Source organism: Streptococcus sp. E17BB, from assembly GCF_041807725.1.
GTDB classification, from domain to species: domain Bacteria; phylum Bacillota; class Bacilli; order Lactobacillales; family Streptococcaceae; genus Streptococcus; species Streptococcus entericus.
This window is the reverse complement of record NZ_JBGTZC010000034.1, coordinates 1-21,594: the sequence shown is the minus strand read 5'-3', so window position 1 is coordinate 21,594 and position 21,594 is coordinate 1. Positions and strand designations below refer to the sequence as shown.

Below are 21,594 nucleotides of genomic sequence, written 5' to 3'. Positions count from 1 at the left end.
TGGTCACTATTTGGCAAGTAAACCACTTGAGCGACGTCTTTGCCGTCATCAATTGGCAGGTAGACGTCAACTGGAGCAGTTGGCTTGACGATGTTTCCATCTGTGTCAACCAGCTCGATGTCAAAAAGATTATAATCTTTTTCTCTGAGAACGCTTGGTGTTTCAGTATTTCCTGTTTCCATGTGAGTAATGCTAATACTCTCGATTTGAGCAGCAACAGTATTGTCCTGGTTACTCAGAACTGTTACCTAACACCTGTATGTTCATCATTAACAACAGGCAGAACAATTTCTTTTGTCCCCACGCGAACCTTTTTAGATTGAGCAGGGATCTCATCTTCGCTACGGACTGGATTAGTTCCCTTAGTCTCTAAAACATCATTGACATAGATATCCTCATAAACATCTACACGACTGCCGTTAACGCCTTCTTGGTCAGTTTCTTCTTTACCCTTTTTCCAGAGTTGTATCTTCTGTACGTTCAACCGTAAAGTCAATCACAATTGTTTCACGACGCTCACGTGTCTCTGTCTTCTTGGTACCAATAACGATAACCTCAGTCGTTGGCTCAATCCTCTCAACAGAACCTGGAATGTCCTCAGTAGCTGTGACTCGACCATTGACTACAGTTTCCTTAATGCGTTTGGAAACAGAGCCGTTGGCACCAGCAGTCTCAACCTCGCGATAACCGGGGTCTTTGGTGTTATCTTCTTTAGTAACAGAAGTAAATGGCAAAGCTTCTGTCACAACACGTTCACGCGTGACAACACGTGGTCCAAAGAATGCCAACTCTCTTAACGTCAACATGGTTGGTGTCGGCTCCCCTGTCGCTCTTGACTTAGCTTCCAACAATGTCAAAACGACGCGATCGACTTTAATCCCTGCCTCACCAAATTCATGGCTGACTTCTGCTTGCTCATAAGGCACAGCAATATCGTTAGACTCATAGACGGTCTCAGCACCTCGGAAAGCTACTACCTTATACTTGGTTAATGTGCCATTTGCATTAGTCCGCTTACTGATGAGCAGGCTGGTCAAATCAATTGGTTCGCCATCTTTTGAGCTGATGGTCACTGATTGTGGCAAGCGCCAGTCTGTCGGATACACCCCATCAATATGGTTAGAGGCCATACCCCACTTGAGCTCTGCAATGGTTGCCTTATTGCCATCAAGAAGTTTATCTGGCTCTGCACCTGGCTGCCAAGCTTCTGGAGCACCAGCAACTATCTTCAAGACCTTATTGTCGATTTTAGCTAGGTTTCTGTTTTCACCAAGCACGGTCACCACATTGACACGATGTCCATCGACATTACTGATGTCGCCACTCGCCACCTCAAGCACCGTTCTGCCCTTATCTGTTGGCTGGATACGATAAGCCAGCGTTTTACCATCACGCTGCTCGATAAAGGTAGCAAGATTACCATTAGACAATAGCAGATCTGGATTATTTGTCGGTAGGACAGACCGTTCAAAGGTAAGAAGAGCTGTTGTCTCGTCAGCAAAAGAAACACTAGCGACATTATTATCCGGCAGTTTTTGTGCCTCATTAATCAAGAAATCCCAGTTGAATTTTCGGAAATAAAGCGTGTAGTCGTTCTGATCACCAGAAGCATGCTCATAAAGGATACCAAAGTCATCCCCACCCAGGTGTTGCAGTGAGTTATAGGCGAATTTACCTGGTTGAATCAAGCGATGGTTCAGCCAGTTCAGTCGCCCGCCTTCTTGAACTTCAGCCACACGGACATGACCGTCAATGCGGTTGCGGTTAGAATTCCCCCAGCCAGGTCCATTTGAGTTGGCTAGAACAACGTACTCTTTGCCATCACGGACAAGATGAACAGCTGACAGTTGGACGTAATTATCTTTAACATCTTCATGACTTTCGATGTCATTTTCCCAGGTTGCGCCACCGTCTAAGCTGGTTGCCGAAGTGACCTTACCAGTCATGCTCCGCATGAACATCTTCAGTTGACCATTATTGAGTTGAACAACCGTCGCTTCTGTTTTTTGTTCACGATCATTATTCATCGTCGCATGATTGAGAACTGTGCCGTCAGCCAGACGACGATTATCATTGACCGTCTCTCCTGCCTTCCAAGTGAGACCATGGTCGTCAGAGTAAAAGACCATGGAAGGCTATGAACCACTTAATCCCCCAGCATAGTTAGTTGCATAAGCAGGCACAATCAAGCGACCCTTATGAGGACCTGTATGTAAGGCAATACCTGTACCAGAACCGATTCCTAAGAAGTTAACATGATCTTTCTTCAAAATAGGTGTTAAGTCCTGTGGACGTGACCAAGTCCGGCCATCATCGTCACTATGAGATAACCAAACATAAGAGGCATTAGCGATACGGAAAGGTGCCTCAGTGCCCTTATGGGTTTGGAAATAGATGTTACCAAGTACGGTATCCTGACCATCCCGACGAATATCACCTAAGTTAGCATAGGCTGGGCTGTTATCCTCAAGATTAACTCGAAATTCTGTGGCTTGACCTTGAGCATCATAGATAACACTATTTTCACGAACCGTATGCGTTGGTTTGTTTGTGCCATCGGTATAAAGGTTTAAATAAGCTTTACCATCATATAGTTGAATACTGAACTTCACGTGTTTCAACTGTTTGTGGCAAACCAAATACAGCTCGACCTTCTGGGGACATGTCCATAAAGGCATAGATACGCTTGGTTGTTGGGTCTTGTACCAGACCAGCATCAATCGTCAAAGGCGAGTTAACAGCACCGTTTGAAACGGCTGGGTTATTGCGCAAGTTCACAATCGGAATAATCGGTTCCCAAGTATTTCCGTTGTCGTTACTACGTCTGATAACTGTCGCAATGTCTCCTTGGTCGGCGTAGGTATTGTAGCGTTCATCAGTCGCTACAATCAGGGTTCCTGCATCTGTTTTCAAGAGGACTGGGATACGGTAATAACCTGAACCAGTAGGTCCTTTTTGACCATTACGTCCACCCTCAAACACAGGCAGTTTATCTGTTAGTGTCTCATTATCACGTGGTGGGAATTCATATGGTGTCCGTGTAAATGGTTGAGATTTGGCGATAATGTCTTCGATCGTTAAAGCTGTCTTGTAGAAACTTGCTTCGCGAATTTCAAAACCATCAACCCCCCATACTTTACCGCGCTGGGCAGCCCCGATTTGAGCATGAGCTAGATTAGGCAGGGCCGCAAAGAGAGGACTGTTCAACTGATGTGTTAATGAGTGAACACCATTGACATAGATATTGACTATTGTCCGATTCGTCGCTTTATCTTTCTCATAAGTTAAGGCAACCGCATTCCACTCACCATTCTTAACTTTCTGAGTTCCGCCATTGAGGTGAGCGTAATCGGCTTGATTGGCACTTACACGGGTCTCGATGGCTACAGTTCCTGCGTTAGAATAGAGGGCTGTGTATTGGTTGTCAACACTGTCGCTGGTAGCGTTGAATAGGGTATGGAAACCTGCATTTTCTGGAACACGATATTCAATATAAAAGGTTCCACTGTCAGCTGTTTTAAGAGCTTGTTTAACTGTTTCATCAAAGGCATAGCGTTGACAGTTTGAAGCATCCAACACTTGATTGTTAATCGTAACGACAGGTTCCTTTGATGGCTCCTCCGGTGTTTCTTAAACTTGAGGGGTCTCTTCGATTGGTTTAACACAAGATGGAATGAATTGAGCCGCAGTGACGACACCTGATCTAGCTGGTAAATTATTTGCCCAAGACTCCAAAGCAGTTAGTCGCAAGTATTGGGCCTTAACAGGTTGGAAGTTGATAACACGAGTATTATTATTTGCTCCTAAGCTAAAAGTTTTATCCTCATTCGCTACGCCACGACCGGTTGAATCACCATCGATTCTAGTTGGTGCGACAGGCTCCCAATCTGTTCCGTTTAAACTATAATCAATCTGCCCCTTAGTTAATAACCCTGCATGGTGTTTAGGGTTTGGAGAAGAGGGATCCTGAGTCGTTACTTGACGAGGAGTGTAAGTTACTTTATCCACCGTTGCAACTTCGGACATTTTTACTGTTAGGGTTGTCGCTTCCCCATCTCCAGTCGGTGCACTCTCCCAGTAGGTGTTGATGTCTGCATCCACTGCATTTGTTGCAGGTGCATTTTCCTTGCTACTGCTAGCCTCAGCGTAAGCCGAATCGACCATAACAGGTTCTGGCGTTTCTACTGCGGGTGTTGCTGCACCAGCTGAATTTGGCTGACTAGAAGGCTCTGATGCTTCTGTCGCATAAGCCGTCTGTGCTCCCAAGAGGCTCAAACCGATAACGGCAGAGCAAACACCTATGGATAATTTACGAATGCCGTATTTATTTTGCTTATCAAAAAGTTTTTTCATGAACAGCTCCTTTTATATTGATAGCGTTTTCTTTTTTGTCATTTACCATTCTAGCAATTTTCAACTCTTTTGTCAACATAAATATTCTTAATAGAACATTTATAAACTATTTCCTACTATTTACATTAATCCAGAGCAGAATAATCGCTTCAAGAGAGCTAAATTCAAGACAGATAGGACAATCTATCAGATTATTTTAAAGAAGCCTTTTACTGAAAATTATTCAAAAAACCAAATAAATATATATTATCTTATTATTTTTGTTCGACTTTGTTCAAAAAAATAGCGCTCCAAATGGAGCACTATTGTCAATGAATTAAAGTGAGTTTGTATCAATCTTGATACCAACACCTTGAGTTGTGGTGATGGTCAAGCTAGTGATATAAGTCCCTTTAGCAGTTGCTGGCTTAGCTTTGATGATTGTGTCGTGGAAAGCTTTAACGTTTTCAACGAGTTTATCAGCTTCAAATGATACTTTACCAACAAGAGCTTGAACGATACCAGCCTTGTCCGCACGGTAAGTGATTTTACCACCTTTAGACTCTTCAACAGCTTTAGCAACATCCATAGTTACTGTACCAGTTTTAGGGTTTGGCATGAGGTTACGTGGACCAAGGACACGACCAAGACGACCCACAACAGCCATCATATCTGGTGTTGCGATAACCACGTCGAAGTCCAACCAACCACCGTTGATTTTTGCAACGAGGTCATCTTCACCAACAAAGTCTGCACCAGCAGCTTTAGCTTCTTCAGCTTTCGCACCACGAGCGAAAACCAAGACACGAGCAGTTTTACCAGTACCGTTTGGCAAAACCATTGCCCCACGGATTTGTTGGTCAGCTTTACGAACGTCGATGTTAAGGTTGTAAGCCACTTCAACAGACGCATCAAATTTTGCGAAGTTTAATTCTTTAGACAAAGCCACAGCTTCTTCAACGCTGTATGCTTTTGTGCTGTCGATTTTTTCAAGAGCAGCACGCAGTTGTTTGCTTTTTTTAGCCATTTGTTATTCTCCTTGTAAGTCTGATAATTAAGGTCGGGAAACTGTCCTAAAACAAATTAGTCAGTCACAGTGAATCCCATAGAACGAGCAGTACCCTCAATCATACGCATAGCAGCTTCAAGGTTAGCAGCGTTCAAGTCAGGCATCTTAGTTTCAGCAATTTCTTGTACTTGCGCACGAGTAACTGTTGCTACTTTAGTTTTGTTTGGTGTACCTGAACCTTTTTCAACACCTGCAGCTTTCTTCAATAGAACAGCAGCTGGTGGTGTTTTACAGATGAAATCAAATGATTTATCTTCATACACAGAGATAACAACTGGGATAATCATACCAGCTTGATCAGCTGTACGAGCGTTGAACTCTTTAGTGAATCCCATGATGTTGATACCGGCTTGACCAAGCGCAGGACCAACTGGTGGAGCTGGAGTAGCTTTACCCGCTGGGATTTGCAATTTAACGAGTTTTTCGACTTTTTTAGCCATAATATAAAATCCTCCTATTGTGGTTCTCTCGGTAATTACAGATTTTTACCTCCCACAAGTATGACAAGCATACCAGATTAGTCTACCAAAAAATGAAAGCTTTGTAAAGTATTTCGCACATTTTTTATTTGTAATGGCGCTGATTTAACAAATTGTCTGGTAGGTCATGAAATGACTTGCCCTGATGGTAATTACTGAATTTCCCTAAAATGTAATTGTAGGCATCTAGCTTACTCTCATAACGGATGTAGGCATCCATCGCACGCTCATCACCCGTTTCTTCTATCACTTTTTTAGTTTCAACCATAGCCATATCATTTATCATCACTTGAGTGTGAACCCATTCTTCAAAATCGGTTAAAAATTGTTCAGCCATTGCCACAATTCCTCCTACAACAATAAAAATAGAGCCAGTCCGCTGACCAGCTCTTCTCTGCCACCACCGAGAATTGAACTCGGAACTGAGCATTACCATTGCTCTATTATACCATTTAACTATAGCGGCGACTACCTATCTATCATACTATAACTTTACTATTTTGACAAGAGATTTTATTAAAAAATTTTTCAAGCGCTGAAAACCCTAATAACTCCGCCATTTCCCAAACATCTCACCCACTATATATTGTATTCTAAAAAAACATCAACCCTATATCTTGTGTTTTTTTCGTCTTTTTGGTATGATTGGAGGGTATTACTTTTCAAGGAGATTGATATGGCTAAAATCACTGTCTTTACCAAAAATAACTGCATGCCCTGCAAAATGACCAAAAAATTTTTAACCGAAAATGGTGTGGATTTTGAGGAAATCAATATTGAGGAGCAACCTGAAAAAATCGATTACGTCAAAAGTTTAGGATTTAGTTCCGCTCCTGTGATCGAGGCTGGCAATATCGTCTTCTCTGGCTTCCAGCCCGCCAAACTTAAAAAGTTAATTTAAGATGAAACTCGTTTTCTTCACGATTACGGGACAAACCAGACGCTTTATCGCTAAGTTGAACATGGCTGAGCAAGCTCTGGAGCTGACACCTTCAACCATGGTCACCCTAGACGAGGAATTTATCCTTGTCTGCCCAACCTATGAGGATGGTGTGGATTATATTGATGATTTTTTAGATGACCACAAGGCACAGCTCAAAGGTCTTATTGGTATTGGCAACCGTAACTTTGGTCCAGACTTTTGTCATCTGGCCAAGCGTTATGCCACTACTTATCAGGTCCCCCTACTTTACACATTAGAATTTAACGGCACGCCAGACGATGTCGAATACGTCAAAGGAATTTTACAACATGAGTCTTAAAGATTTAGGCGATGTGTCTTACTTCCGCCTCAACAACGAAATCAATCGTCCAGCCAACGGACAAATCCCTCTTCATAAGGATAAAGAAGCCCTAGACGCTTTCTTCAATGAGAATGTTATCCCAAACACCAAAACCTTTACCAGTATGGTGGATAAGGTGCAATTCTTGCTTGATGAAGACTACCTAGAACAGGAATTTATCAGCCTCTACAGTCCTGAATTTATCGAAAGCTTGGCAAAACAGCTCAAGGATGCGAACTTCCGCTTCCAGTCTTTCATGGCAGCTTATAAGTTCTACCAACAGTATGCCTTAAAGACCAACGACGGCGAATTTTATCTGGAATCCTTTGAGGACCGGGTTTTGTTCAACGCTCTTTACTTCGCTAATGGTGATGAGGAACTGGCACGCACCTTGGCTGACGAGATGATTCATCTGCGCTACCAGCCGGCAACCCCATCTTTCCTCAACGCTGGTCGTAGTCGCCGTGGGGAGCTGGTGTCTTGCTTCCTGATTCAAGTGACGGACGACATGAACGCCATCGGTCGTTCCATCAACTCTGCTCTGCAATTGTCCCGTATCGGTGGGGGCGTAGGCATCTCTCTATCAAACCTCCGCGAAGCTGGAGCGCCAATCAAGGGCTACGCTGGAGCTGCTTCTGGTGTTGTTCCAGTCATGAAATTGTTTGAAGACAGCTTCTCCTACTCCAACCAGTTAGGGCAACGTCAGGGGGCTGGTGTTGTTTATCTGGATGTTTTCCACCCAGATATCATCAATTTCCTATCGACGAAAAAGGAAAATGCGGACGAGAAAATCCGTGTTAAAACCCTATCTTTGGGGCTGACTGTACCAGACAAGTTCTACGAGCTGGCTCGTAAAAATGAGGACATGTACCTCTTCAGTCCTTACTCTATTGAGCGCGAGTACGGTGTGCCATTTAACTACATCAACATCACCGAGAAATACGATGAGCTGGTGGCCAATCCAAACATCACCAAGACCAAGATTAAGGCGCGTGATTTGGAGACCGAGATTTCCAAACTTCAACAAGAATCTGGCTACCCTTACATCATCAATATTGACACGGCTAACCGCAGCAATCCTATCGATGGTCGGATTATCATGAGTAATTTGTGCTCTGAGATTTTACAGGTTCAAAAAACCAGCCACATCAATGATGCTCAGGTCTTTGAAACCCTTGGAACAGATATTTCTTGTAATTTGGGCTCGACCAACATCGTCAACCTGATGACATCACCTGATTTTGGCAAATCCGTGCGTGCCATGACGAGGGCTTTGACCTTTGTTACGGATAGCTCAAGCATTGAAGCTGTCCCAACCATCAAGAACGGTAACGAACAGGCTCACACCATCGGTCTGGGAGCTATGGGACTGCATTCCTACTTTGCTCGTCATCACATGCACTACGGTAGTCCAGAGTCTATTGAGTTTACAGACATTTACTTCATGCTTCTCAACTACTGGACCTTGGTGGAATCTAACAACATCGCCCGTGAGCGTGGCACTAGCTTTGTCGGTTTTGAAAAGTCAAAATACGCTGATGGGACATACTTTGACAAGTATGTGACGGGGCAATATCAACCGCAGTCTGAGCAAGTGAAAACCCTCTTTGCTGGTCACTTTATTCCGACTGGAGAGGACTGGGCTAAACTCCGTGAAGCTGTTCAAGAACACGGTCTCTACCATCAAAACCGTCTGGCCGTTGCGCCAAATGGCTCTATCAGCTACATCAACGATGTGTCTGCTTCTATTCATCCGATTACACAACGCATCGAGGAACGTCAAGAGAAGAAAATCGGTAAGATTTACTACCCTGCTTCTGGACTTGCGACCGACACTATCCCTTACTACACTTCTGCCTACGACATGGACATGAGAAAGGTAATTGATGTTTATGCCGCAGCAACCGAACACGTTGACCAAGGCTTATCCATGACCCTCTTCCTTCGCAGCGAAATGCCTCTTGGACTCTACGAATGGAAGACCGAGACCAAGCAAACCACACGCGACTTGTCTATCCTCCGTAACTACGCCTTTAACAAGGGCGTCAAGTCCATCTACTACATTCGCACCTTTACGGATGACGGCGAGGAAGTCGGATCCAACCAATGTGAGAGCTGTGTGATTTAATCCGCTACTGCTTGTTGCGAAATCTAATTTTTTGTCGCCAAGTTTTTAACAGCTTGGCTTTTTTATGATATAATAGACCTATTGATTTTCAAAAAGGATATCCCCATGACAAATTACTACAACGCCATCAACTGGAACGCTATCGAAGATGCGGTGGACAAGTCCACCTGGGAAAAACTGACTGAGCAGTTTTGGCTGGATACTCGTATCCCTTTGTCAAACGACTTAGACGACTGGAGAAAGCTTACTACCACTGAAAAAGACTTGGTGGGTAAGGTTTTTGGCGGGCTGACCTTACTTGACACGGTGCAATCCGAAAGCGGTATGGCTCAGCTCAAAAAAGATGCACGAACTCCTCACGAAGAGGCTGTCCTCAATAACATTGAGTTCATGGAATCCGTTCACGCCAAGTCCTATTCTTCCATCTTTTCAACCCTCAACACCAAAAGCGAGATTGAGGAGATTTTCGACTGGACCAACTCCAACGAATACCTCCAAAAGAAAGCTGAAATCATCAACGAGATTTATAAAAACGGCAAGCCTCTGGAGAAAAAAGTCGCCAGTGTCTTCCTCGAAACTTTCCTGTTCTACTCTGGTTTCTTTACCCCGCTTTACTATCTGGGGAATAATAAACTGCCTAACGTGGCGGAAATTATCAAGCTGATTATCCGTGATGAGAGCGTACACGGGACCTACATCGGCTACAAGTTCCAACTAGGCTTTAACGAATTACCAGAAGACGAGCAAGCTGCCCTCAAGGACTGGATGTACGACCTCCTCTACACCCTTTATGAAAACGAGGAAAACTACACCCGTTACCTCTACGACAGTGTCGGCTGGACCGATGAAGTTCTGACCTTTATTCGTTACAATGCCAACAAGGCGCTGATGAATCTGGGACAAGACCCACTCTTTCCTGACACTGCCAACGATGTTAACCCTATCGTCATGAATGGTATTTCGACAGGAACCAGCAACCACGACTTCTTCTCTCAAGTCGGTAACGGCTACCTGCTGGGAACTGTTGAGCCCATGCAAGATGATGATTACACCATAGGAATGTAGCCCATAACTTTTTCGCACCAAGATTTTACCCTTAGAAACAAAGGAGGCTAGGACAGAAATCCTATTCTCTCCTTTTTATTATTCACAACATTAGGCGTAATAGTTTTGAACAACTCTTATCGCTTTGCCAGTTTTAGTGTTATCTCTGCACAGATTATTCGGTACTTTGTACCAATGCCTCTGCTAAGCACTTCAACTGTTCCCCTTAAGATGGGGCATTGTGAGTTGCAAAAGCATCCTACTCCCTAATACACTGATGTCATCAGCTGAACTGTCCTAACGAATGGAGGAAACAACGATCCCTAAATGTCCAACCTCAAACAATCGCTTCCCTAAATGTTGCTCGCTGTCTGGTTTTCAGGCTCACACCTTCAACAGTCACTCCCCTGACTGTTGAAGTCATCCGGAGGTGGACACGAAATAATTTGGAGACTATTTAAGCCCAACCCTGGACATTTGACAGGTGGGAAGACAGCAACTGCTAATCAACGACCGATTGAATGCCATGCTCCCTCTTTAAGAACATGTTATGTTTACTCTTGAAATCTGATTGATTTAGCGTTACAATAAACTTATGATTATTTATCGTCTCTTCGCCTTAGCTTGGCTGTTTACCTTACCAATATTAGCCCAACTGCTGGTTAAATTGTTCCGCTTGGAACGCTTCAAAATCAATCTAGCAGACCTCAGTCTGCCCTTCTACGCTTTTGCTATCTTCCAAGTCTCCAAACGTTTCTTCACTCATAGTTTCCTTCCGCACTACTTAGCTGTTATGGCCATTTTAGCCCTTGTTATTTGTACTGCCATGCTCAACAAACAAGAAACATTTTTGGTGAAACGATTTTTCAAACTTTTTTGGCGCATTGGTTTTTTTGTGACTGCTTTTTGCTATTTACTCACGATTATTCTTATCTTTTTCAACTAAAAACAAAACCGCCAGATAAACTGGCGGTTTACTATGCAATTAGATCAGAGGATTTAGCATTTTGATGATGATTGATTTGACAGTGATTATTTAAGACTGTATGACCACCATCAAGACGTTGCTGTCAGCTGATCAATAATGGCTTGCAAGTTCTCTCGTGACAGGGAACTAGTGATGATAAAATTATCATCTAGTTCTTCATAAGGGTATTCTAGCAATCGATCCATCACATCTTGATAAGGGAACGTCCCAACCAAACGGTAATCCCAGTCACTCCTGTCCTCACTTTTATAGACAATCGACAAGGTCCAGTGGCTAAGTGGATGTCCCACCAGATATGTCTCATTGTGACGTTCAACAAAGGGACGTCGTGGCAAAACAACCGCCAATTCCTCTCCAATAGAATAATTACCGTAAATCGTTTGTTGATCGTTAGTCAGATGGAAGGTCTGTTCATGGATATGAGCTTCTGGGTATTGCGCCGCTAAAATAACTTCTTCATAAGTTGAGAGTATTGGCTTACCCATATAGATCAATCGCTCTGCCATTTTCCGACCAATCACTAAAGAACGTTTCAAGTAATAGAGCACCTGCTCCTCCTGTCAATCGACCTGACATAAGCCTATCAAGTTACCTTCTAAAATAGGAGTGTACGGAAAGTCTTCGATGTTCTCACTGGAAAACTTTTGCCCGTCATCAGTGATGATTGGTTTTTTTAGATGTTGTGACAAGCGTTTAATATAGGCCAGTGCCAACTCCAAATCAGCAGGCAAGGCAAAGTAATCAACATAGACCTTATAAGCTTGCTCTTTTTGATCATAGTGCAAACGATGACCTGAGGCAGACTTGCCAGGAATCCCTAACCATAGCCCACCGGCGTTAACCAAAGTATCTGCCAAAAACGCAGAGCGGTTAAAACCCTCTTGGTAGTCATCGTAAGAGTATTGCGATAAGTTAGGCAATAGCTCTAAGCATTCCTGGACAGTTAAAACAGGCAGAGGAGTGAATAATTTTTTCGCATTTTTTATGGTAAATATTGGCATGACTCTTACCTTTCCAAGTTTTTAAGAAGCTGTTAGCTCCGTCTCCTGACTGATTACCTGACCCGTTGTCGCATTAATGGTGTAGCTGTACTCCATACCATTGTAATCAAAATCAACATCAAAGACAACAGCCATCCCTCCTGTATCTTGGGTAACAGTCAAGTTAGTCACCTCTTGTTCGGTTAAGCCTGCATCCTGCAACGCAGTTTCTTTAGCTTGCTCAGGCGTTAATTCAGTAGCTACAGTTGCATCTGCAGGCTCATTTTCTCTTTCTAAGATACTGCCATCGCTCGCTTTAACTGTGTAACTACAATCTCTATCGCCAGAAACAAAGTCAATCTCATAAACCTTTTGCCCCAGCTCCAAATCTTCTCTAATTGTCAGATTGCTGACATCTCCTTCTTTTACCATTGCAGCATCAAATGCAATCAATTTAGCTTGATCTTGTCTAATCTGAGCAGTACTTGATACCTGAGACGAAGAGCTAGCAGATGAAGAGGACATTATATTTGTTGTTGATGGCTGGTTATTGGCACAAGCAGCAAGAGTAAGGAACGATGTCTCCAAATACTACTAAAGTTTGAATTTTTCTCATGGTTTTTATTCCTTTCCTTTTCCTACCATCCATTTTATACTATTTGGCTTAAAAAGGCGATAAAAAGGTTTCTGATTATCAAGCACTTTTACTCATGCCTTGTTTTTTGGTATAATGGTTAGATAGAAAAGGAGTACTTATGACTGACTTATTCACTAAGATTAAAACCGTAACCGAACTTAAAGGCACATCTGGCTTTGAACAGGATATTCGTCACTTTATTCGTAAGGCGATAACCCCCAACGTTGACCGCATTGAAACAGACGGTCTAGGTGGCATTTTTGGCATCAGAGAGAGCAAGGTTGAAAATGCTCCTCGTGTCTTGGTCGCTGGCCATATGGACGAGGTTGGCTTCATGATTAGCAGCATCAAGCCCGATGGTACCTTCCGCGTCGTTGAGCTAGGTGGCTGGAGTCCGCTCGTGGTCTCAGCTCAGCGATTTACCCTTCACACCCGTGACGGTCGTGTCTATCCGGTCATCTCAGGATCTGTGCCACCTCATTTGACACGGGGCAATGGCGGAGCTTCTCTACCTACAGTCGGTGATATCATTTTTGACGCAGGCTTTACAGACAAAGCCGAGGCAGAGCACTTTGGCGTTCGTCCAGGTGATGTCATCGTTCCTGATAGCGAGACCATCTTGACTGCCAATGGCAAACAAATCATTTCAAAAGCCTGGGACAATCGCTACGGTGTCCTAATGGTCACTGAGCTTCTTGATAGTCTCAAGGATACCCCGCTCCCAAACACCCTTATCTCAGGAGCTAATGTCCAAGAAGAGGTCGGCCTACGTGGTGCCCATGTCTCAACCACTAAGTTTAACCCAGATATTTTCCTAGCAGTGGACTGCTCACCTGCTGGAGATGTTTACGGTGACCAAGGCAAGGTTGGCGATGGTACCTTAATTCGCTTTTATGACCCAGGACATATCATGCTCCCAGCTATGAAGGATTTCCTCTTAGAGACTGCTGAACGCCATGGCATCAAGTACCAATATTACTGTGGTAAGGGCGGTACAGATGCAGGGGCTGCGCATCTGAAAAATGGCGGTGTCCCTTCCACAACGATCGGCGTTTGCGCCAGGTACATCCATTCCCATCAGACCCTCTATGCCCTTGATGATTTCCTAGAAGCCCAAAACTTCCTCCAAGCCCTGGTCAAAACCCTTGACCGCTCAACAGTAGATACGATTATTGGAAGTTATTGAGTGACATACTGCTAAGATTCATCTATATAATCCAACATACAAAAGAAGAGCCTAGGACAAAAAAGTCCCAGCCTCTTTTATTTTGTTATTTTAAACCGTCACATATTCTTTCTGCAGTTCAAGCACTTCCTCTGCTGTTGAACATTCGGTCAAGGCACGGTGAGCATACTCTTCCATCTTCTTGGTATCGAGAGTTTTTATCAAGCTACGTGTCCGAAGCACAGAAGTCGCTGACATGGAGAACTCATCCAAGCCCATACCAACCAGAAGCGGTACAGCTTGCTGATCACCCGCCATCTCACCACACATACCAGCCCATTTGCCTTCGGCATGCGCTGCTTTGATCACATTGTTAATCAAGCGCAAGATAGATGGGTTGTAAGGTTGATAGAGGTAAGAGACTTGCTCGTTCATACGGTCAGCTGCCATGGTGTATTGGATTAAGTCGTTAGTACCGATGGAGAAGAAGTCCACTTCTTTAGCAAATTGATCCGCCAACATAGCTGCTGCAGGGATTTCAATCATGATACCAACTTGGATATCGTCTGCTACTGCAACGCCTTCTGCATGCAACTTCGCCTTTTCTTCGTCAAAGACTTTCTTCGCTGCACGGAACTCGCTCAAGAGCGCCACCATTGGGAACATGATGCGAAGTTGTCCGTGTACAGACGCACGAAGAAGTGCACGGATTTGTGTACGGAACATGGCATCGCCTGTTTCAGAGATAGAGATACGAAGGGCACGGAAACCAAGGAATGGGTTCATTTCATGTGGCATGTCAAAGTATGGCAACTCCTTGTCACCACCGATGTCCATGGTCCGAACCACAACTGGCTTGCCGTTCATGCCTTCAAGAACTGCCTTGTAGGCTTCGTATTGCTCGTCTTCTGTCGGGAAATCCTGAGAGTCCATATAGAGGAACTCTGTACGGTAGAGACCGACTGCCTCTGCACCGTTGTCATTTACCCCTTCAACGTCTTTTGGTGTACCGATATTAGCTGCAAGCTCAAAGTGCTTGCCATCCGCTGTTACGGTTTGAGAATCTTTCAAGAGTGCCCACTCTGCTTTTTGCTTGGCATAGGCTTCGCCCGCTGCCTTAAATGTTGCAATCTCATCATCTGATGGGTTGATAACAACCTCGCCTGTAATACCATTAACCGCCAAGATATCACCGTTTTTCACGATTTCAGTGATGTTGTTGGTTCCAAGAACGGCAGCAATCTCAAGGGTACGCGCCATGATGGCAGAGTGTGACGTCCGTCCACCGATATTAGTGACGAAAGCCTTGACAAAGTTCTTATCCAACTGAGCTGTATCAGACGGAGTCAAGTCATGGGCAATCACGATAGACTCTTCTGAAATAGTCGCCGGGTTTGGCAAACTCACCCCAAGCAAGTTAGCCAAGACACGTTTAGCCACGTCGCGAATATCTGCTGCACGCTCCTGCATATATGGGTTGTCGTCCATGCTCTCAAAGATATTGACAAACATGTCCGTTACTTCTTTAAGACCAGCTTCTGCATTAACTTGCTTAGCACGAATCGTTTCTTTAATCTGACCAACCATTTCTGGGTCTGCAAGAACCATCAAATGCGCATCAAAAACTGCTGTTGCTTCTTCACCAAGGGTATCTACTGCCTTGTTACGGATAGCAGAAAGCTCGTCTTGTGACTTGGCAAGCGCCGCATCGAGACGAGCCTCTTCTGCACCTGTGTTCTCAACTGTAATAGTCTCAAAAGACAGGTCCGGTTGAACAAGTAGATAGGCCTTAGCAACTGCAACGCCATCAGACGCTGCGATTCCTTTCAGCTTATCTGTCATGTTTAGATTAACCCTTCTTTTGTCATTGTTTCTTCGATGGCAACGATAGCATCGTCAGCATCAGCACCTTCTGTTGAGATGGTCACATCAGCACCTTGACCAACACCAAGGCTCATCACGCCCATGATTGATTTCAAGTTAACAGATTTGCCTTTGTACTCAAGGGTAATGTCAGAAGCAAACTTGCTAGCTGTTTGCACAAGCAAAGTAGCTGGACGTGCGTGAATACCTGTTTCAGCAACGATGTGGAAATCTTTAGAAGCCATAATGGTTCTCCTTTATGTATTGTTGTTTTTTGGGTAATCAAGATGATAACCCTTACAAGTTAAGATTATACCATACTCTCCATTTATTTTCAAGATAAAAAATAGGTTTATGGAAAGTTTTGGAAATCCCTTACGGTGATTTTCATCTGCCAAAGACCAGATCTTTAAGGCTTATTTATAAAACTCTCTGGTCATCTTGATGTTTTTAATCATAATGTAAAGGTGAATGGTTGCTAAAACAACGAAACCCATCAGAGGGCTCTGCTTAGTCAACTGAGCGAGGAAAAATAGCACAATATAAAGTGTAGGAATAACGACATTAGACAAGTCTAGCACCGTTTCAAAAGCCATCTTGTAATTGGCTTACAGTTCGGCCTCATCCTGCTGCATCACATTATTCTTTAGCTCTTTAACTGTGGGTAATAAACTCATCTCAATCCCACGTAAGCTGTTGTATAGTTTCAGCAGGTACATCTGTAAACCAATCGCAATGACTAGACCTAAAAGTCCAAAAATAGGAATCACTAAGCTAGCACTATCGTCAAAAACAGTCACCTGATAGCCCAAGAACAGCAGCAAAAAGGCAAAAATTATTGATACACCAATTGCCACCATCGCATAGCCATGATAACGGTTAACCTGGCGATAAAGGTTCTCATCAACCTCCTCTTCACTGACTTCTAGATATTGCTTAACCCCATGCTTCACTCGGACCGTTAAGTAACCGCTAAGCACCAGACCTAAGCCTAAGCCCAAATATCCAAACAGGTGAGCTAAATCTTGTAGCAAAGTCTCACTAACAACCACGGTTTTCTCAAGTAAGCCAAAATACCCAAGCAAAAATCCAACCAGTCCTCCGATAAGAGCACCAATTCCTAACTGCTTCACTAAACGCTTGATTGTGTCTTTATTCATGATATTCTCTCCTATCTACTTCTTCCATCATCGCATTCACGGTAGTCTCGATTACCAAACACCTATGGTTAAGCGAGTTATCGCTTAACAAAAACACTTTATAAAAATTGTACAGAAAAGGGTTGCCTTTTCAAGACAGTTTTTAGAACATTTTTGAAGGGTAGGGACAAGATTGTCAATGCCTTAGAATTGCCCTACTCTAACGCCAAGCTTGAAGCAACCAACAACATCATCAAGGTTATTAAGCGCAACGCCTTTGGTTTCAGAAACTTTGAAAACTTCAAAACTCGCATTTTCATTGCCATAAACATAAAACGAGAGAAGACAAGAACTGTACTCTCTCGGTGTTAAGTGGGTCAACCCACTACAGCTGACAAAGAGTCTAAATAAAAGACGATTTCCAAAAGGAAATCGCCTTTTTGGGTATTGTTGAAAATACTACATATTGTGGTTGGTGTAAACTGGTGTATAGTTACCTAATTTTATTGTGACAAAATAGTTTCTCAAGTATATAACTTATTCATATGAGATAGAATAGAATGATTGATAATAAAATATAGGCAATAAACTGATAACAATAGCTAAGTTTAGCATAAAATGCGATAGATTCCACTAATTGTTTTTTTTGTATGTACTTATTTTCCTTTAAAAATGAGATTGCTTCATTAGATGCATATGACTCTACAATCAATGTAAGAAGTAAACATGTTAGCAATATGATTACATCAATTATTAATATCGGTTTAAACATGAAATATTTTTTTCCGAACCAGATTGAATATAGTGCTATTATTTTCAATAATACTGATATCAGATAAGTATAAATAGATACAATAGATTGTATTTTTAAAAGTCTATTTCTATCTTTGGAATGATATAATTCATGTACAAAAGCAAAGGCATCTATCAAATAGCTACTCTCAAAATTTTTTACTCCAACTGTATGAATTATAGGTCGATACCAGAAAGAATTCGATTCAACAATTTTAGGTTCATCTACATCTTCCCTCTCACAAAACTCTTGAAATATTTTGTGCAAATCATTCCTTATTCTTATTTTTTTATGAGTATATTTACTTAAAATAAACTTATTCGTCATACCCAAAATACTTGTTATAACTAACATAATAAGAAGTATAACGACCATCAAAATAGCATTTTCGTTAGGTAATTTCATCACCAGAATTTATAATGTTTCCCTGTGAAGTATACAGCTGTGCCAACAACTGCTGCACCACCTAATATCAGTCTCATTATAAATTGCTATTTTTTTTGTAGTTTCTTTAAAAAGATTGATATCACATTTACACCACTTAAAGCAACTATTATTTCAATTGGCAAAAAGTAATAGTCCCAGATAAAATGAGTAGCAATCAATAATAGGAACACAGCAAAATCAAAATAGCTATTCCTAATGCGTTCTGAAAGTTTATGATAGATAAATGCAAGAACAATCGAAACTAGAATAATCTTCATAAGACTATCCTACTCTTAATTGATTATCACGTTTTCCATCCCAGCCATCAATAACATTAGTAAATATCCAATCTGCTCCTGCACCAATTCCACCTGATGCAATGCTTCTAATGATTGTATTTGCAAAAGCATTTCCGATATGAATTGAAAAGGGTTGCCTTTTCAGAGTGTACCTTCAGTAAAAAATCAATTTACTTATTTTAAACTACATTTTTTATAAAAGTAATAACAAATAAAGTAGATAACATATAGAAAGTCTAGTAAAAACAAGGTTGATAGTATAAAGAAATACCACCAAGATTCAAGTTGAATAAAAAAGAATAGAATCGATATAGGTTGTATTGCAAAGATAACTCTTGAAATCTTATCAAAGGTCAGTTTATTGAACATCTCATCTCCATCCAAGAATATTTGTCTCAATCCACTGTCCTAACCAACGACCTGTTCTATAGCCTGTAACATATCCTGTAACAGCTCCTGAGATTGCTGCTAGCGTTCCCACAGAAACCGTTCCTACTATAGGTAGAGTTACAGTTCCTAAAGCACTTCCATATGTCCCCATTTGAACTGCCCATACAAAGCCTTTTATAACTCCTCCACCAATAGCAAATGCATCTGCAACCCAACCTTCTCCCTCAAGATACATCATCTCCTCTTGCTCAAGGGCAACATAGTTACTTGGTAATACGAGTTCCATTTTTTCTTCTCCTCTTAATTTAACAGGGTTAGGGAATTTCCCTAACAAGTGATAGACAACTTAGTTTATATCTCCGTAGCTACCTAGATAAGACAACCTTTCTCTGTCTTATTATATTTTATAGGTCATCTAAGGGCTAAACCCAAATTATTGTTTGAAACTCAACATTTCTAAAATCCAATCAAGATAAGTTTCTTTATCATATACTATTCTAACTTCAACTGGCATGTCTTTTTGAAGGATAATCGTATCACTCTTGTGCTTTAGTGTTAGTGAATGCAATTCTATGATAACTTTATAAAGACTGATATTGCCTTCTTTTGTTTCTTGGGCAATTGTCCCTGAATCAACCTGTCTAACCTTCCCTTTTAAGGTTCCATATTTTTGGCTATTCACACCTGTCAGTGCCACATCAACCTTAGCCCCTTTGGAAACACGAGAAATATCACTTGCATATACAAATGCTTCCACATAGTAGTCTTTTTCTTTTCCAGAAACCTCAGCTACTGTTTGGCCTTGTTGAAGTGACATCCCCTGCTTTAAGGGAACAATGTAATGAAGCACTCCATCAGTAGACGCTAAAATACTGTGGGCCTTATCTTGTCCTGTTGCGATACCAAGATTCGCCTCAAGTTCAGTGATGCTTTTATTATTGTTTGAACGAGCAGTTCCTAGTTCACTGATTAACTGTGCATAAATGTTATAAGCTTGAGATGTTGGATTATTATAAGTACGTTCCATATCCTTAATATTACTTTGCTGACCCTCTATCTCACTATTTTTAGCAGTAGTATTCGTTTTTATTGTTTCAATTTTTGTCGTTAGATCTGATATTTTGGTTTCTAACTCAGTTCTAGCATCAGTCGTAGTCGCTACAGGTGGTGTAGATGGCTCAGTACCATTTGTAGTTGTTGTAGTCGGATCTGGCGCAGGTAGTGAGGCTAGTTGTTGCTGTAGTTGAACTAATTCATTTTGAGCAATCTGAAGATCAATATTTAACTGATCTCGTTCACCGATGAGTTTATTCAATTTTACATACTCATCCTGAAGTTTGGAGTACTGCGAACCATCATTATAACTCTCTGAATTTAGTTGAGACAGATAATACTCCACTTTGCCATAGTACTCCTGCTCTTCTCCAGAGTTGGCCATATGATTGACTTTCTCATTTAATGACTGTTCAAATTTTTGAAAAATAGCTTCTTTGGCGCGTAGCTTCTCTAACTGTTTCGTCAAGGAACCGGCCTGCAATCCCTCTTCGCCACTTGAAAGAGAAAGAATAACATCTCCAGCTTTGACCGTATCTCCCTCAGATTTATGCATGGTCACGACCTTACCTGATCCCATGGCAGACAGAAACTCTGTCCCAGTTATCACCGCATTTCCATTCGCCTTCACAATATAGTTTTTAGGGATATAGGCCGCACCAATCAATGCACCGACTAAAACTAAAGCAGTAGAGATGATAAGAATAAAAGCATAGGCTGGTGGTTTCTTATCAAAGAAAATCCGAGAATAGCGTAATTCTGATTTGTTATATAGTTTCATAGGCTTATTATTGGTCTAAAAATATCCACAGTCATTTTTTCAGGAGAAGAATTGATATAAACAGTATAGACTGTTCCATCTGTTTGAATATCATTCTCATATAGATACAAGTCTAACTTTGAATATGCAAACTGAAGATACTCTGGACTATCTTCAAAATGCACATATAAACAATGTGGGACAGATACCATATCCTGAACATCGTACATATTGCTGTACTGTTGCGCATTATGTGCTTGAACATAAAACTCAAAATCCGTTGTGATAGTTCCGTCATCATGAATGGCGGTTCCACAACTTTTTACAATGAGCGGACCAAATAGTTTGTGCTTTAACTAACTGCAAGTGCTGATGAAATTTGTCAATTTCATGATCAACATTTTCTACTTTAGCACCATGTACCTTTTTACAAATGACCTGTTTCAGAACAAGTTTTTTATTGTCTTTTACCTCTAGTTTAGCCATAAGTAACCTCCTCTGTATCTAACACTACCCGTGACTGGAACTGTTGCTTCACCTGAATACTCTGTAAACCAACCATTCGAGCATATTTCCCATTTTGAGCCATCAATTCCTCATGAGTACCATATTCCACAATGGTTCCATTTTCTAGGAAGCATATTGAATCGGTTACACTAAACTAGACAGAATTTATAAAGTGTTCTACACTAAAGAAAACAGGAGAACTCTATGTCTAGAAAAATCCGTCGTCAATTTAGTGATGACTTTAAGCAACAAATTGTTG

The 21,594-nt window shown here is 41.9% G+C and carries 25 protein-coding genes, 1 tRNA gene and 3 pseudogenes; 7 read left to right on the top strand and 22 right to left on the bottom strand.

Annotation, left to right across the window (positions count from 1 at the left end):
* The 10 genes from ACERC7_RS08605 to ACERC7_RS08560 all read right to left on the bottom strand — a co-directional run.
* Positions 1-182, bottom strand: a 182-nt coding sequence (locus ACERC7_RS08605) for a hypothetical protein (protein ID WP_373666703.1), incomplete at its 3' end; no start/stop codon positions are given.
* A gap of 62 nt (positions 183-244) precedes the next feature.
* A complete protein-coding gene (locus ACERC7_RS08600) occupies positions 245-484 on the bottom strand; it encodes a G5 domain-containing protein (RefSeq protein WP_373666702.1) in 240 nt (79 codons plus the stop codon).
* On the bottom strand, positions 447-2,129 hold the full coding sequence (locus tag ACERC7_RS08595) for a G5 domain-containing protein (RefSeq protein WP_373666701.1): 1,683 nt from the start codon (positions 2,127-2,129) through the stop codon (positions 447-449). The genes ACERC7_RS08600 and ACERC7_RS08595 overlap by 38 nt, the downstream gene beginning before the upstream one ends.
* Positions 2,130-2,135: 6 nt before the next feature.
* On the bottom strand, positions 2,136-2,612 hold the full coding sequence (locus tag ACERC7_RS08590; RefSeq protein ID WP_373666700.1) for a hypothetical protein: 477 nt from the start codon (positions 2,610-2,612) through the stop codon (positions 2,136-2,138).
* Entirely contained in the window at positions 2,587-3,579 is a 993-nt protein-coding gene (locus ACERC7_RS08585; protein WP_373666699.1) for a sialidase domain-containing protein, read from the bottom strand. The genes ACERC7_RS08590 and ACERC7_RS08585 overlap by 26 nt, the downstream gene beginning before the upstream one ends.
* A 51-nt stretch (positions 3,580-3,630) precedes the next feature.
* Positions 3,631-4,353, bottom strand: a complete 723-nt coding sequence (locus ACERC7_RS08580) for a discoidin domain-containing protein (protein WP_373666698.1) — start codon at positions 4,351-4,353, stop codon at positions 3,631-3,633.
* 316 nt (positions 4,354-4,669) lie between these two features.
* Positions 4,670-5,359 carry a 50S ribosomal protein L1 gene (gene rplA, locus ACERC7_RS08575; RefSeq protein ID WP_018367763.1) on the bottom strand — a complete coding sequence of 230 codons (690 nt, stop codon included), beginning with the start codon at positions 5,357-5,359 and terminating at the stop codon, positions 4,670-4,672.
* A gap of 56 nt (positions 5,360-5,415) precedes the next feature.
* Positions 5,416-5,841: a 50S ribosomal protein L11 gene (gene rplK, locus ACERC7_RS08570; RefSeq protein WP_018367762.1), complete on the bottom strand. Its 426-nt coding sequence runs from the start codon at positions 5,839-5,841 to the stop codon at positions 5,416-5,418.
* Between the two features lie 124 nt (positions 5,842-5,965).
* A complete protein-coding gene (locus ACERC7_RS08565; RefSeq protein ID WP_373659391.1) occupies positions 5,966-6,217 on the bottom strand; it encodes a DUF1912 family protein in 252 nt (83 codons plus the stop codon).
* A gap of 58 nt (positions 6,218-6,275) precedes the next feature.
* Positions 6,276-6,346 (bottom strand) — tRNA-Thr (locus tag ACERC7_RS08560).
* Positions 6,347-6,556: 210 nt separating this feature from the next.
* Here ACERC7_RS08560 and nrdH point away from each other — a divergent pair.
* From nrdH to ACERC7_RS08535, 5 genes are all read left to right on the top strand, one after another.
* Positions 6,557-6,781 carry a glutaredoxin-like protein NrdH gene (gene nrdH / locus ACERC7_RS08555; protein WP_373659389.1) on the top strand — a complete coding sequence of 75 codons (225 nt, stop codon included), beginning with the start codon at positions 6,557-6,559 and terminating at the stop codon, positions 6,779-6,781.
* A gap of 1 nt (position 6,782) precedes the next feature.
* Positions 6,783-7,142, top strand: coding sequence for a class Ib ribonucleoside-diphosphate reductase assembly flavoprotein NrdI (gene nrdI / locus ACERC7_RS08550; RefSeq protein ID WP_373666697.1), 360 nt, complete (start codon positions 6,783-6,785; stop codon positions 7,140-7,142).
* Positions 7,132-9,291, top strand: coding sequence for a class 1b ribonucleoside-diphosphate reductase subunit alpha (nrdE, locus tag ACERC7_RS08545; protein ID WP_373659386.1), 2,160 nt, complete (start codon positions 7,132-7,134; stop codon positions 9,289-9,291). Before nrdI ends, nrdE begins: the two co-directional genes overlap by 11 nt.
* A 105-nt stretch (positions 9,292-9,396) precedes the next feature.
* On the top strand, positions 9,397-10,356 hold the full coding sequence (gene nrdF, locus ACERC7_RS08540) for a class 1b ribonucleoside-diphosphate reductase subunit beta (RefSeq protein WP_373666696.1): 960 nt from the start codon (positions 9,397-9,399) through the stop codon (positions 10,354-10,356).
* 574 nt (positions 10,357-10,930) lie between these two features.
* Entirely contained in the window at positions 10,931-11,281 is a 351-nt protein-coding gene (locus ACERC7_RS08535) for a DUF3397 domain-containing protein (protein ID WP_373666695.1), read from the top strand.
* A gap of 110 nt (positions 11,282-11,391) precedes the next feature.
* Here ACERC7_RS08535 and ACERC7_RS08530 read toward each other — a convergent pair.
* Both ACERC7_RS08530 and ACERC7_RS08525 read right to left on the bottom strand, forming a co-directional pair.
* Positions 11,392-12,324: pseudogene (locus ACERC7_RS08530) on the bottom strand (DUF4299 family protein).
* 21 nt (positions 12,325-12,345) lie between these two features.
* The gene (locus ACERC7_RS08525; protein ID WP_373666694.1) at positions 12,346-12,735 is read right to left on the bottom strand and encodes a PepSY domain-containing protein; all 390 of its coding nucleotides are present in this window, start codon (positions 12,733-12,735) and stop codon (positions 12,346-12,348) included.
* A gap of 323 nt (positions 12,736-13,058) precedes the next feature.
* Here ACERC7_RS08525 and pepA point away from each other — a divergent pair, with 323 nt between their 5' ends.
* The gene (pepA, locus tag ACERC7_RS08520) at positions 13,059-14,126 is read left to right on the top strand and encodes a glutamyl aminopeptidase (protein ID WP_373659381.1); all 1,068 of its coding nucleotides are present in this window, start codon (positions 13,059-13,061) and stop codon (positions 14,124-14,126) included.
* Between the two features lie 90 nt (positions 14,127-14,216).
* Here the strand turns inward: pepA and ptsP are convergent, their stop codons facing one another.
* The 4 genes from ptsP to ACERC7_RS08500 all read right to left on the bottom strand — a co-directional run bounded on the left by ptsP (position 14,217) and on the right by ACERC7_RS08500 (position 17,128).
* A complete protein-coding gene (gene ptsP / locus ACERC7_RS08515; protein WP_373659379.1) occupies positions 14,217-15,947 on the bottom strand; it encodes a phosphoenolpyruvate--protein phosphotransferase in 1,731 nt (576 codons plus the stop codon).
* 2 nt (positions 15,948-15,949) lie between these two features.
* Positions 15,950-16,213: a phosphocarrier protein HPr gene (locus tag ACERC7_RS08510; protein ID WP_018367751.1), complete on the bottom strand. Its 264-nt coding sequence runs from the start codon at positions 16,211-16,213 to the stop codon at positions 15,950-15,952.
* Positions 16,214-16,384: 171 nt separating this feature from the next.
* On the bottom strand, positions 16,385-16,564 hold the full coding sequence (locus tag ACERC7_RS08505) for a hypothetical protein (protein WP_373666693.1): 180 nt from the start codon (positions 16,562-16,564) through the stop codon (positions 16,385-16,387).
* 12 nt (positions 16,565-16,576) lie between these two features.
* Entirely contained in the window at positions 16,577-17,128 is a 552-nt protein-coding gene (locus ACERC7_RS08500) for a DUF3169 family protein (protein ID WP_373666692.1), read from the bottom strand.
* A gap of 105 nt (positions 17,129-17,233) precedes the next feature.
* Between ACERC7_RS08500 and ACERC7_RS08495 the strand changes: the two are divergent.
* A pseudogene (locus ACERC7_RS08495) lies at positions 17,234-17,479 on the top strand (transposase); the annotation flags it as partial.
* A gap of 169 nt (positions 17,480-17,648) precedes the next feature.
* Here ACERC7_RS08495 and ACERC7_RS08490 read toward each other — a convergent pair.
* The 6 genes and pseudogenes from ACERC7_RS08490 to ACERC7_RS08465 form a co-directional block, all read right to left on the bottom strand.
* Positions 17,649-18,305, bottom strand: a complete 657-nt coding sequence (locus ACERC7_RS08490) for a hypothetical protein (RefSeq protein ID WP_373666691.1) — start codon at positions 18,303-18,305, stop codon at positions 17,649-17,651.
* Between the two features lie 86 nt (positions 18,306-18,391).
* Positions 18,392-18,604 carry a hypothetical protein gene (locus ACERC7_RS08485; protein WP_373659374.1) on the bottom strand — a complete coding sequence of 71 codons (213 nt, stop codon included), beginning with the start codon at positions 18,602-18,604 and terminating at the stop codon, positions 18,392-18,394.
* 391 nt (positions 18,605-18,995) lie between these two features.
* Positions 18,996-19,301 (bottom strand): hypothetical protein, encoded by a 306-nt coding sequence (locus tag ACERC7_RS08480; RefSeq protein ID WP_373659373.1) that lies wholly within the window; start codon positions 19,299-19,301, stop codon positions 18,996-18,998.
* 147 nt (positions 19,302-19,448) lie between these two features.
* Positions 19,449-20,849 carry an HlyD family efflux transporter periplasmic adaptor subunit gene (locus ACERC7_RS08475; protein ID WP_373666690.1) on the bottom strand — a complete coding sequence of 467 codons (1,401 nt, stop codon included), beginning with the start codon at positions 20,847-20,849 and terminating at the stop codon, positions 19,449-19,451.
* 276 nt (positions 20,850-21,125) lie between these two features.
* Entirely contained in the window at positions 21,126-21,314 is a 189-nt protein-coding gene (locus ACERC7_RS08470; protein ID WP_373666689.1) for a hypothetical protein, read from the bottom strand.
* Positions 21,307-21,477 (bottom strand): annotated as a pseudogene (locus ACERC7_RS08465) (ABC transporter ATP-binding protein); the annotation flags it as partial. The gene ACERC7_RS08470 and the pseudogene ACERC7_RS08465, both read right to left, overlap by 8 nt.
* Between the last annotated feature and the right edge of the window lie 117 nt (positions 21,478-21,594).